General features: G+C 76.2%; 10 protein-coding genes. 2 read left to right on the top strand and 8 right to left on the bottom strand.

The features are described from left to right. Positions 1-53: 53 nt before the first annotated feature. Positions 54-1850: a glycoside hydrolase family 35 protein gene (locus ABT238_RS17365; RefSeq protein ID WP_350762593.1), complete on the bottom strand. Its 1797-nt coding sequence runs from the start codon at positions 1848-1850 to the stop codon at positions 54-56. A 241-nt stretch (positions 1851-2091) separates the two neighbouring features. Between ABT238_RS17365 and ABT238_RS17370 the strand changes: the two genes are divergently transcribed. Further along, on the top strand, positions 2092-3510 hold the full coding sequence (locus ABT238_RS17370; RefSeq protein ID WP_350762604.1) for an amidase: 1419 nt from the start codon (positions 2092-2094) through the stop codon (positions 3508-3510). 31 nt (positions 3511-3541) lie between these two features. Here ABT238_RS17370 and ABT238_RS17375 read toward each other — a convergent pair whose 3' ends face one another. From ABT238_RS17375 to ABT238_RS17395, 5 genes are all read right to left on the bottom strand, one after another. Continuing rightward, complete coding sequence (locus tag ABT238_RS17375; protein WP_350762612.1) at positions 3542-5557, bottom strand: FUSC family protein; 2016 nt, start codon at positions 5555-5557, stop codon at positions 3542-3544. Between the two features lie 121 nt (positions 5558-5678). After that, a complete protein-coding gene (locus tag ABT238_RS17380) occupies positions 5679-6974 on the bottom strand; it encodes an MFS transporter (RefSeq protein ID WP_350561512.1) in 1296 nt (431 codons plus the stop codon). Then, positions 6971-7648, bottom strand: a complete 678-nt coding sequence (locus tag ABT238_RS17385; RefSeq protein WP_350561514.1) for an ArsR/SmtB family transcription factor — start codon at positions 7646-7648, stop codon at positions 6971-6973. The genes ABT238_RS17380 and ABT238_RS17385 overlap by 4 nt, the downstream gene beginning before the upstream one ends. A 74-nt stretch (positions 7649-7722) precedes the next feature. After that, positions 7723-8103 carry a MerR family transcriptional regulator gene (locus tag ABT238_RS17390; protein WP_350561516.1) on the bottom strand — a complete coding sequence of 127 codons (381 nt, stop codon included), beginning with the start codon at positions 8101-8103 and terminating at the stop codon, positions 7723-7725. 36 nt (positions 8104-8139) lie between these two features. Next, positions 8140-9177 carry an MDR family NADP-dependent oxidoreductase gene (locus ABT238_RS17395; protein WP_350762657.1) on the bottom strand — a complete coding sequence of 346 codons (1038 nt, stop codon included), beginning with the start codon at positions 9175-9177 and terminating at the stop codon, positions 8140-8142. A 259-nt stretch (positions 9178-9436) separates the two neighbouring features. On the opposite strand from ABT238_RS17395, the gene ABT238_RS17400 reads away from it, so the two are divergent. Further along, positions 9437-10177: a PIG-L deacetylase family protein gene (locus tag ABT238_RS17400; protein WP_350561520.1), complete on the top strand. Its 741-nt coding sequence runs from the start codon at positions 9437-9439 to the stop codon at positions 10175-10177. Here the strand turns inward: ABT238_RS17400 and ABT238_RS17405 are convergent. Continuing rightward, a complete protein-coding gene (locus tag ABT238_RS17405; RefSeq protein ID WP_350762677.1) occupies positions 10174-12171 on the bottom strand; it encodes a SpoIIE family protein phosphatase in 1998 nt (665 codons plus the stop codon). The genes ABT238_RS17400 and ABT238_RS17405 overlap by 4 nt on opposite strands. 47 nt (positions 12172-12218) lie before the next feature. Further along, positions 12219-12413: a DUF1918 domain-containing protein gene (locus ABT238_RS17410; protein WP_350561524.1), complete on the bottom strand. Its 195-nt coding sequence runs from the start codon at positions 12411-12413 to the stop codon at positions 12219-12221. Positions 12414-12421: the final 8 nt, after the last annotated feature.

Genomic DNA, 12421 nt, shown 5'->3' on the forward strand with positions numbered 1-12421 from the left:
GTTTCCGGCCCCCGGCGCGGGAGGCGTGTGGAGGCACACGGGGGGCGTGCGGCTCAGTAGTCCGCGCTGGGCGCGCGGGTGGTGGGGCCGAGGTCGGGCTCGTCACGCAGTTCGAGGGCCGCGCCGTGGCGGGTGAGTTCGAGGACGACGAGGGTGTTGCGGCCCGGCCGCCAGAGCGGGGCCGGGGCGTAGAGGGTGCGCTGCGGTCCCTCGTCGGTGTGCCGGCCGAGCAGGAAGCCGTTCAGCCAGAGCAGGCCCCGGCCCCAGCTCGGGAGGGCGACGAAGGCGTCGGCGGGGGCGTCGACGTCCGTCTCGAAGCGGTGGAAGGCGGGCTCGCCGTCGGCGGTGTCGAGGGCGTCGTGGAATTCGAGGGCGCCGAGGTCGGTGAGCGGCAGCGGGCGGATCTCCCAGCCGTGCAGGCGCTGGCGCTCGTGCGAGACGCCGCGCCGGATTCCCTTGCGGTCGTCCAGCTGGGGGCCGTAGTTGGCGCGGCCGAGCGCCTCGACCAGGATGTCGAGGGTGACGCCGTCGGGGCCGGTGGCCAGCGGGAGACTCTCGCCGGGGCGGTTGCGGTCGAGGACGCCGAGCGGGCGGCCGTCGGCGAAGAGCTGCGCGCGGTCGCCGAGGCCGTCGACGCGCAGCGGGAGTTCGGGGCGCGGGCCGGGGACGCGGGTGCGGTAGTGGATCAGGCCGAGCGACTGGCCGAGGCGCTCCATCGGCTCGGGGACGGGCCGGTGGACGGGGGCGGAGAGGGCGTCGAGGGAGTCCAGGAGGCGGGCGCGGCCCGTCGCGGCGTCGAGCCGGCGGGGCGACAACCGGGGCGGCTGGGGCGGCAGTTCGCCCTCGGGGAGCGGGACGTACGTGCCGATGACGGCCCGCAGGGCGTGGAACTTCTCGGTCAGCTCGCCCGCCTCGCCGATCGGCGCGTCGTAGTCGTAGCTGGTGGTGGTCGGCTCGAAGCCGGCGGTGTCCGGGCCGGTGCCGGAGTGGTTGGCGCCCGCCCAGAGACCGAAGTTGGTGCCGCCGTGCGCCATGTAGAGGTTGACGGAGGCGCCGGTGGCGAGGAGTTCGTCGAGCGAGGCGGCGGTCTCCTTGGCGTCCCGGACGTGGTGCGGGTCGCCGATCCGGTCGAACCAGCCGATCCAGAACTCCATGGCGGCCAGCGGACCTTCGGGCTGCTGCCGGCGCAGCACCTCGAAGCGTTCGGGGGCGCGGGAGCCGAAGGTGGCGGTCGCCAGCAGGCCCGGGATCGCGCCGCCCTGCTGCATGAAGTCCTCGGAGCCGTCGGCGGTGAACAGCAGGCAGTCCACCCCGCGGGCGACCAGGCCGTCGCGCAGGTGCGCCAGGTAGGCGGCGTCGTTGCCGTAGCTGCCGTACTCGTTCTCCACCTGCACGGCCACCACCGGGCCGCCCCGGCTGCCCAGCAGCGGAAGCAGTTGCGGTACCAGGGCGTCGAACCAGCCGTCCACCGCGGCGAGGAAGGCGGGGTCGGAGCTGCGCAGCCGGATCCCGTCCACGGCCAGCAGCCGCGCCGGCAGGCCGCCGAACTCCCACTCGGCGCAGATGTACGGGCCGGGGCGCAGGATGACGTCCAGGCCGTGCCGCTCGGCCAGCCGGACGAACCGGGCGACGTCCCGCCAGCCGGTGAAGTCCACCTCACCGCCCGGGAGTTCGTGGAAGTTCCAGGGGAGGTAGGTGTCCACCGTGTTGACGCCCAGGGCGCGCAGCCGGGCCAGCCGGTCGTCCCACAGGTCGGGGTGGACCCGGAAGTAGTGCAGCGCGCCGGAGACGATGCGGTGGGGCGCGCCGTTGCGGCGGAAGCCGCCGGCGTCGAAGCCGAGCTCGATCATTGCGGACCAGCTTTCGATGGTGGCGTGGCGACGCGGGCCGCCGGGGGTCGGGTTCCGGCGGTCGGGATCCCGGGGCGTCGCCCCTCCGAACGGCCGGTGCGGTGCGATCGTGCCCGCCGCGCGGGGCTGTTCCACCCGGCCGCAGCCGCCCTAGACTGCTCAGCTCGCACGGCATTACCGACGGGTAGGTAGGTTCCCGGGCCGGATGCCGTCACCGACCGACAGGGGATGGGGAGTCCGGATGGCCGACGAGCGGGTGCACGCCTACGGGGACGACGCGCTGGGGGAGCACGACGCGGTGGCCCTGGCCGCCCTGGTGCGGGCCGGCGAGGTGAGCCCCGCCGAGCTGGCGGCCGCCGCCGCGGCCCGGGCCGAACGGGTCGACGCGGCGCTCGCCCCGGTCGCCTTCGCCGCGTACGGGCGGGGGCGGGGCGCGGACGGCAGCGCGCACGGCACCGGGGCGAAGGCGCCGCTGTACGGCGTGCCCAGCTACCTCAAGGACAACACCGACCTGCGCGGCATGCCCACCGGCCAGGGCAGCGCGGCCTTCCGCGCCAAGCCCGCCCGCCGCTCCGCGGGCTTCGCCGAGCAGTTCCTCGGCACCGGCCTGTCCGTCCTCGGCAAGACCCGGCTGCCCGAGTTCGGCCTCAACGCCTCCACCGAGTTCGCCGCGGCCCGCCCGGTCCGCAACCCGTGGCGGACCTCGCACTCCCCGGGCGCCTCCTCCGGCGGCGCGGCCGCGCTGGTCGCCTCCGGCGTCGTGCCGATCGCGCACGCCAACGACGGCGGCGGCTCGATCCGGATCCCCGCCGCCTGCTGCGGCCTGGTCGGCCTCAAGCCCACCCGCGGCCGGCTGGTGCCCAACGCCCAGGGCCGCCGGCTGCCGGTGGACATCGTCACCGACGGCGTGCTGACCCGCTCCGTGCGCGACACCGCCGCGTTCTTCGCCGCCGCCGAACGCCACCACCGCAACCCCGCGCTGCCCCCGCTCGGCCTGGTCGAGGGACCGTGCGCGCGCCGGCTGCGGATCGGCCTGGTGGTGGACTCCCCGACGGCGCCCACCGACGGGCCGACCAGGGCGGCGGTCGAGGAGACCGCCGCCCGCCTGGCCGCCCTGGGCCACGAGGTGACGCCGGTGGAGCTCCCGTTCGGGGAGGAGTTCTCCCGCGACTTCATCCTCTACTGGGGCTACATCGCCTTCCTGATCGCCACCACCGGCCGGCTGACCGTCGACCCCGGCTTCCGGGCGGACCGGCTGGACGGCCTCACCACCGGCCTGCGGCGGATCTTCCACCGCGAGTTCACCCGGGTGCCGGGGGTGGTGCGGCGGCTGCGCCTGGCCGAGCGGACGTACGCGGGGCTGTTCCGTACGCGGGACGCGATCCTGTCGCCGGTGCTGGCGCACGTCGCGCCGCCGATCGGCCACCTGAGCCCGAACGTCGCGTTCGACGAACTGCTGGAGCGGCTCACCCGGTACGTCTCCTTCACGCCGGTCAACAACATCACCGGCGGCCCCGGCATCGCCCTGCCGGTCGGCGCGAGCCCGGACGGCCTGCCGATCGGCGTCCACCTGTCGGCCGGACACGGGCAGGAGCGGGTGCTGCTGGAGCTGGCGTTCGCCCTGGAGGCGGACCGGCCCTGGCGGCGGATCCAGGACTGAGTCCCGGTCCGGGACGGAGCCCCGGTCCCCGTCAGCCGAGGACCGGGGAGGCGATCGCGCAGGCCGCCCGGACCTCGCGGCGCAGCGGGCCGAGCACGTCGTCGGCGGTCCCGGGCCCGGTCCCGTGCTCGTCGCCGGGTTCGCCGCCGGGCCCGCCGTCGGGTGGTGGAGCGGGCAGCGGGGTGCCGGTCCGCAGGGCCTCGGCCAGCGCGGCGAGTTCGGCGGCGAGCGCGGCGACCTCCTGCGGCGCCGGCGCCGGCACCCCGTGCTCGACCCGGACCCGGGTGGCGGTGGTCGCCTCCACCACCCGCTCCACCGCGATCACCAGCGGCCACCACGCCGCCGCCCGGGTGCCGGTCGGCGGCGGCTCGGTGAGCGCGCGCTGGAACTCCGAGCGGACCGCCGAGAGGTCCCGGTAGAGCCGCCGGCGCCGGCGCGGCCGGGAGGGCTGGTCGTGCCCGGGGGCGGCGGCGAAGGCCAGCGCCACGTACGCGGAGGTGTCCGCGACCGCGTCGGCCAGCCGGTCGCCGATCCGGGTGTGCCAGGACTCCGGCCAGCACAGGTAGCCGGCCAGCAGCGCGATCCCGCAGCCGATGAGCGAGTCGTACAGCCGGGGCAGCACCAGTCCGAAGCCATGGTGGTTGAGCAGGTCGGAGAGCAGCAGGATGACCGGTGTGATGGCCGCCGTCTGGAACGCGTACCCCTTCGCCGAGAACGCCGGGATCAGCGTCGCCAGCAGCGCGACGGTCGGCACGTCCCACCAGCCGCGCGGCACCTCGGCGAGCACCGGGATGGCGATCAGCAGCCCGAGCGCCGTGCCGAAGGCGCGCAGCACGGCGCGCGAGAACACCGAGCCGAAGTCCGGCTTCAGGACGAAGGTGACGGTCAGCGCGACCCAGTACGAGCGGGGCACCGGCAGCACCGAGACCAGCACCTGGGCCAGGCCGATGCAGAGCGCCAGCCGCAGGCCGTACCGCCAGGAGGAGCCGGAGAGCAGCGCCGCCCGCGCCGTGCGCCGCATCCGCTCGCCGGGGGCGGCGGGGCGGCCGAGCCGGTCGGGGACGTCCGCGCGCCCGGGTTCGGCGCCGACGGCGGCCGCGTACCGCAGGGCCTGGTCCAGCGCCCGTTCGGACGGGCCGGTGGGCGCCGGCAGGTCCAGGAAGGCGGCGGGGTCCTCGCCCGGCCCGGGGGCGGCGCGGCCGCGTTCGACGGCGTCGGCGAGGGTCAGGACGGCGGCCGGGTAGGCCTCCGGCAGCGGGCCGAGCCGGTCCGTCGGGCGCAGCTTCGCGGCGGAGGCCGCCTCGACGACCGGTATCAGCGCGTTGAGCTGGGCGATCAGCCGGGCCAGCCCGGGGGAGCGGCCGTGCCGGCGGGTGCGGTGGGCGAGCAGCATGTCGTACACGGAGTCGAGCGACTGGGTGACGGCGAGGCGCCGTTCGTCGTGCTCCGGGGTGCCGGCGGCGCGGACGAACGCGGCGACCGTCCGGTAGGCGGCGGCCACCGATCCCCGCTCCGGCACGCCGCCGCGCAGCGGCCAGGCGAACAGGGTGAGCAGCAGCACCACCGCCCCGCCGGCGAGCAGCAGCAGGGGCGCCGTCCACCACGGGCGCGGCATCGGCAGGCCCGCCCCGACGACAGCGTTGAGCAGGAGCAGCAGACCGGAGACGGAGGCCACCGAGCCGATCGAGGAGATCATCCCGGAGACCAGCGCGACCAGGGTCAGGACGACGACGGCCGTCCAGTCGCGCCCGAACACCAGGGTGCCGAGGGCGACACCGGCGGCGCCGAACAGCTGGGGCACGGCGATGTTGAAGACCCGCATCCGGTAGGCGTCGGCGGTGTCGCCGATGACGGCGGACAGCGCGCCCATCGACGCCAGCGCCCCGTACGCCGGGCGCCCCGCCGCCAGCCCGACGGCCAGCGGCGCCGCCAGCCCCACCGAGGCCCGGGCCACCGCCGCCCACGGCACCGGGGCCGGCTTCGGCCGCAGCCCGGCGGTCAGCCACTTCGGAGGAGAGAGCCGGCCACCCGGCGCGTCCTGTGCCATGCCGTCAACCTACGGCGCCGCCCCGCCCCACCCCGGCCACGGCACGCGCGGCCTTCCCGCGCGGCCCGCCCGGGATGCCGGGATGCCGGGATGCCGGACGGCCGGGATGCCGGACGGCCGGTCAGGTGGTGGCGGGTTCGGGAGCCGGGAGCGGGGAGCCGCCGGGGCGGCGGGTGGTGGGGAGGTCGCGGGTGCGGCCGACGGGGGAGAAGAGGAGGACGAGGGCCGCCAGGGGCACTCCGGCGGTGGTGATCCACAGGGCCGGGCGCAGGCCGAGGGCGGTGCCGAGCGCGCCGGCGAGGAGCGCGCCGAGCGGGATGGTCCCGTAGCTGAGGACGGCCCCGCTCGCGGCGATCCGGCCGAGCAGCTCGGGCGGGCAGTAGCGCTGCTGGAAGCCGGACTTGATGACGTTGCCGGCCACCACCCCGACCGAGACGGCGAAGCCGCCGGCGGCGTAGCAGAGCACGCCGGGGCCGGGGCCGGTGAGCGGGATGAGCAGGGCGAGCGAGGACAGGCCCAGCTCGAAGACGATCATCGCGCGGGCCGTGCCGATCCGGCCGGCGACCCGGCGGGCCGCGAAGGCGCCGAGCACGCCGCCGCTGCCGGCCACCGCGATCAGGGCGCCGACGGTGCCCGGGGCCAGCCCGACCTCGCGGACCAGGAAGGCGACCTGGATCGACTGGTAGCCCATCAGCGCCAGGTTGGACGCGGCCGCGAAGAGCGTGAAGGAGCGCAGCCAGCGGTCCCCGGCGAGCAGCCGCAGGCCCTCGCCGACCTCGCGGCGCAGGTCGCGCTCGGCGGCGGAGCGGGGCGGTGTCTCGCGGTGCCGGATGCGTCCGAGGCAGAGCAGCGAGACCAGGAAGGTCGCGGCGTTGGCGAACATGCCGTTGGCGGCGCCGGCGAGTTGGGCGATCAGGCCGCCGGAGCCGAGGCCGGCGATCTGGGCGGCGGAGGCGCTGCCGTGCAGCTTGGCGTTGCCCTCGGGCTGGTCGGCGGGGGAGAGCAGGTCGGGCAGGTAGGCGGTGTAGGCGGTCTGGAAGAAGACGGCCGCGGTGCCGGTGAGCAGCGCGACGGCCAGCAGCAGTCCGACGCTGAGCCGCCCCGCCCACCCGGCGACGGGGACGGCGGCGAACAGCGCGAGCGAGACGCCCGCGGCGGCGAGCATGACCGGGCGGCGCCGTAAGCGGTCCACCCAGACGCCGGCCGGCAGGCCCATGACCAGCCAGGGGGCCCAGGACGCCGCGCTGAGCAGGCCGATCTCGAAGGTGGAGGCGTGCAGGTCGGAGACGGCGATCAGCGGCATGGCGACGCCGGTGACGGAGGAGCCGAACTTGCCGGCCGTCTCGCCGCACCACAGCAGGCGGAAGTCGCGGTGGCGGCGCAGCAGGCTGCGGGGGGCGGTGCGGTCGCGGTTCACTCGCCGCTCCGGTGCGGGGTGTCGCCCGCGGCGGGGCGGGGGCGGCGGGGGAAGGACTGGAGCTGGACGACGATCGGCAGCGCCGCCGGGTCGGCCTCGGCCTCCGGGTCGGTGTCCGGGGCGGGCAGGTGGCGCCGGATGACGGCGAACAGCTCCTCGTTGAGCGTCCGGAGCTGGTCCGGCGTCAGCCACAGCCGGCTCCAGTCCGAGATGGTGCCGGCGCTGCGCCACTCGTCCGGCCAGTCCTCGGTGACGTACGTGTCGATCCGGTTGAAGTACTGCTCAAGGAGTTCGTGCAGGTAGAGGGAGACCGCGCCGCGGGTGTCCGGGTCGTCCCGGAAGTCGTTGGTGTCGAGCCGGTTGGCGACGGGGACGCGCCGCCACCAGCGCTCGCGCTTGGTGCCGCGGCCGGTCTCCTCCTCGATGAAGCCGTGCTCGGCGAGGTGGCGCAGGTGCCAGCTGACGGTGCCGGTGTTCTCGCCGAGCCGCTCGGCGAGCCGGGTGGCGGTCGCCGGGCCGTCGAGGTTCAGCAGTTCGAAGATCTTCATCCGCAGCGGGTGCGCGAGCCCGCGCAGGCTGCGGGCGTCGATCCGGCGTGCCGGCGGGCGGGGCGTCGTGGGGCCGGGCGCCGCGGGTTCCTCGGCGGTTCCTTCGGTGGTTCCTTCGGTGGGCATGCCCAGCATCGTAGGAGGCAGAGAGTTCTCTGCATAGGGGTCTCTGCAGAGAACTCTCTGTAAATCGGGGGAGGTTATGGCACGACGGCTCCGGTGTGCCGGGCCAGGGCCTCGCGCAGCCGGGTCAGCCGGGCGATCTCCGCGTCCAGGGCGGCGAGCCGCTGGGCGATCACCGGGGCGAAGGTGTCCGGCCCGAAGTCCCCCTCGGACGCGCAGCTGCGCGGCGGGTCCGAGGCGAGCAGGTCCAGCCGGTGCGAGCGGCTGGCGAGGTCCTCGACGGTGAGGCCGAGCGCCAGCAGCGCCCGGATCACCCGCACCCGGGTCACGGTCTCCGGCCCGTACTCGCGCTGGCCCGCGGCGGTGCGGACTGGCGGTGGCAGCAGGCCCCGCTGTTCGTAGAAGCGCAGTGCCCGCGGTGTGGTGCCCGCGGCCGCCGCCGCGTCCCCGATCCTCATCCGCCCCGCCATCCGTCCTCCCCGCGCGCGTCCCGCCTACAGGTCGACGACCGTCACGCCGAAGACGTCACCGCCGATCAGTCGGGACAACGCCCCGGGTGCCTGCTCGATGCCCGTCAGGACCGTCCTGGGGACGGTCAGTTCACCGGTACGCAGCCAGGCGCCGAGCCGCTCGCGCCACTCCGGCTCCAGCTCCGTGTACCGCTGCCCGCTGATGCCGTGCACGGTGACGCTGCGGGTGAGCAGCCGGAAGGTGTCCACCACGGTGGGCGCGTCGGCGCCGCTGCCGCCCGGGGCCATCTGCCCGGCGAGCGCCCCGATCAGCGCGAACCGCGCGTTCGGGCGGGCGGCGTCGACGGCCGCCGTGAGCTGCTCGCCGCCGACCATGTCCAGCACCACGTCGACGCCCTCCGGGGCGGCCTCGGCCAGCTGCCCGGCGATCGGACCCTGCCCGCGCACCAGCACGGCGTCGTAGCCCAGCTCCCCGGTCAGCCGCTTCGCCTTGGCCGCCGAGCCGGTGGTGCCGATCACCCGGGCCGCCCCCAGCAGCCGGGCCAGCTGCCCGGCCACCGTGCCGACCGCCCCCGCCGCGCCGGTGACCAGGACGACGTCCCCCTCCCGCACCTCCGTGGCCCGGGTCAGCGCGCCGTAGGCCACGACGCCGGGGGAGAGCAGGGCGAGCGGGTCGGGGAAGCCGTCCGCCACCCGGGTGAACGCGGCGGCCTCGCCCACCGCGTGGTCGCGCCAGCCGAGCAGGTGGGTGACGAGGTCACCGGGGCGCAGCGGGCCGTCGGCGGGCGCGGCCAGCACCTCGCCGAGCGCGGGCCCGGCCAGGGCGTCGCCCGGCCCGAACGAGAACGGCGCGTCGGCGAACGCGCCGCCGACGAGGGTGCGCAGGCCGGGGAAGACCAGGAAGGCCCGGTTGCGGACGAGCACCTCGTCGAGGCCCGGGGTGGACAGCGGGCGCTCGGCCAGGGCGAAGTCCCCGGGGACGGGCAGGCCGCCGGGCGCGGCGGCCAGCCGGACCTCGCGGACGGTGCTGGGGAAGCGGACGGTGCTGGAGGAGGAAGGCATGAGGGGACTCCGGAATCCGGTACGGGTGACGAGGCGACGGCGGGGCCGCCGCGCGGTGCGGGGACGCTAACCCCTGCCCCGCGCGTCAGGGGCAAGCCCGGTCACTCCGGACGCCCCGCCGCGATCGCCCGGCGGCCGGCCCGGTGATCTTCTAGAGTCGCGACCGGTAGGACCGTACGACCACACGCACCACCTGCACCGCACGCCGCACGGTGCGCCCCACCCGCGCGCACCGGTTCCACGGAGAGGCAGCACCACCATGACCGAGCAGGCACCCGCGCCCTTCCAGCGCGTCGACGAGGACTGGCAGACCGCCCTGGTCGTCGTCGCCCACCCCGACGACATGGAGTACGGCGGGGCCGCCGCCGTGGCCCGGTGGACCGACCAGGGGAAGAAGGTCGTCTACGTGATGGTCACCAGCGGCGAGGCCGGCATCGACGGCATGGCCCCCGAGCAGTGCGGCCCGCTGCGCGAGGCCGAGCAGATCGCCTCCGCCGCCCTCGTCGGCGTCGACACCGTCGAGTTCCTCGGCCACCCGGACGGCGTCGTCGAGTACGGCCTGCCGCTGCGCCGCGACATCGCCCGCGCCGTCCGTCGGCACCGCCCGGACATCGTCATCACCAGCAACTTCCGCGACACCTGGGGCGGGGTCTTCCTCAACCAGGCCGACCACATCGCCGTCGGCCGGGCCACCCTGGACGCGGTGCGGGACGCGGCCAACCGCTGGGTCTTCCGCGAGCTGATCGACGAGGGCCACCAGCCGTGGGACGGGGTGCGGCAGATCTGGGCGGCCTCCTCGCCCGACTCCGGGCACGCGGTGGACACCACCGAGCACTTCGACCGGGGCGTCGCCTCGCTGGAGGCCCACAAGGCGTACCTGGCCGGCCTCGGCGGCGCGATGGCGGACGCCCGCGGCTTCCTGGAGGGCGCCGGCCGGGGTGCGGGCACCCGGCTCGGGACGCGCTTCGCGGTGTCCTTCGAGGTGTTCCCGCTGCGCTAGCCGCCCGGGCTCTCCCGGCCCCCGGGCGGGCGGGAGGCCGGGTTGCGGCGCAGGGCGAGGACCGTGAGGTCGTCCCGCCGGCGGCCGCGGCTGTAACGGTGGACGTCCTCGTCGACGGCCGAGGGGAGCTCGTCCGGAGTGCGGTCGCCCAGGGCGCCGAGCCGCTGCTCGACCGGGTAGAAGACGCCCTCGCCGTTCGCGGCCTCGGTGACCCCGTCGGTGAGCAGCAGCAGCGTCCCGTCGTCGGGGAGGTCGAACCACTGGACGGTCCGGACCTCCCCGGCGAGGTCGGCGAGCCCGAGCGGCACGCCGGCCGCCAGCGGGACGGCCTCCGCGCGCCCGCCGGCGAGCAGGTACGGGGCGAGGTGGCCGCAGTTGACGGCCTGGACGTCGCCGCGGCCGTCCAGGCAGAGCACCGTCGCGGTGACGAAGCGCTCGGCCTCGCCGCTCTGCACGGCGTAGGCGTTGTGCCGGGTGACCGCGTCCTCCAGGGCGAGGACGACGTCGGTGAGCGCGGGCTCGCGGAAGGCCGCCTCGCGGAACGCGCCGAGCACGGCGAAGCCGGTGCCGATCGCGGGCAGGCCCTTGCCCTGGACGTCGCCGATGACGACCCGGGTGCCGTACGGCGTCTCGGCGATGTCGTAGAGGTCGCCGCCCACCATGGCGTCCTCCTCGATCGGCCGGTAGCAGCCGTGCAGCAGCACGTCGGAGGTCAGGGCGGGCAGCGGGCGCAGCAGTTGGCGCTGCAGGGCGACGGCGGTCTGCCGCATCCGGTGGAGATCGCGCTCCCGCCGGATCCGGCGCGCGCAGAGCACCACGGCGACGACCGCGGCGCCGACGACGGTGGCCAGTGTCAGCACCCGGCCGGTCGTCGACTGCGGCGGGAAGAGCACCGAGCTGACGAGGATGACGCCGGTGACCCAGCTCGCGGAGGCGACGGTCTGGCGGAGCGTGCCCAGGCCGGCCAGCAGCGCGGGGACGAACACCAGCAGCAGGACGAGCCGGGCGTTGGTGCCGCTCGCCGCCTGCGCGCCCAGGGCCAGCAGAGTGGCCAGGAGGACGGCGAGGAGGACGGTCCGGTCGGTGGGCGCCCGCAGCGCCTCCTCGGACCCGCGGCCCTTGGGCGTCCCGCCGTCGGTCATGCTCGCCTCCCAGGTGATCGTTTCCAGGCTCACCGGCCGGGGCCGCGGTCGCAACCGCGCCCGCGCCGTTGCGCGTGCCGTCCTGCCTGCCGTCCTGCCTGCTGTCCTGCCGGCCGTCCTTCCTGGCGTCCGGCCTGTTGCCCCGCCTGTTGTCCCGCCTGTTGTCCGCCGCCGGCGCAGCAGATGGCGGGCGGCGAGCAGGACGGCGAGCACGCCGAGCGCGACCAGCAGCCACAGCTGGTAGCGCACCGCCGTCCGCCAGACGGTGCCGACGTGGGAGCCGGCCAGGTACCCGACGGCCGCCCACACGCCCACCCAGAGCGCGGCGCCGAGCACGTTGAACACCTGGAACCGCGGCCAGGGCATGCCGGTCGTCCCCGCGATGATGCCGCTGGTCTGCCGCAGCCCGTCGACGAAGCGGGCCACCGTGACCACCTTGCCGCCGTGCCGGGCGAAGAACACCTCCGCGCGCGCCGTCCGCTCCCGCGTGAGGAACACGTACCGGCCCCAGCGCTGCACGAAGGCGCGGCCGCCGGTGGCGCCGATCAGGTGGCCCAGGGTGTTGCCGAGCACGGCCGCCGCGAAGGCGGTCGCCACCACGGCGGCGAGGTCCAGGTGGCCGGTGCCGGCGAAGACGGCGGCCAGTACCAGAACGGTCTGCCCGGGCGCGGGGATCCCGCAGTTGTCGAGCAGCACGCACAGGGCCACCGCCGCGTAGCCGTAGTGCTCCAGCAGCGGCGCGAGCGCGGCCAGCGGCCCCGGCAGCGCCGGCGTGGGCGTGGGCGCGTCGCCGGTGAGGGGCAGGGCGGCGAGCGGGAAGGCGACGAGGGACAGGCCGGCGGGGAGCGGCACGGCTCACCGCCCCGGGCCGGACGGGCGCGGGGCGGTGGCCGGTGGGGTCAGCGGATCGCCTCGCGCGGCTCGGTGGTGCAGTCCGGGCCCGGGTAGACCAGGCCGGTGTGGCCGTCCTCGAAGCGGACCACGTACGGCGGTTGGCCGTCCTGGCCGCGCACCTCCACGATCTCGCCCTTCTGGTCGACCATGCCCACCGCCCTGCTGTGGATGTGGAGCTGGTCGCCTACCGCTGCGTGCATGGTCTTGC

Source organism: Kitasatospora sp. NPDC001527 (assembly GCF_040298605.1).
In the GTDB taxonomy this organism is placed as follows: domain Bacteria; phylum Actinomycetota; class Actinomycetes; order Streptomycetales; family Streptomycetaceae; genus Kitasatospora.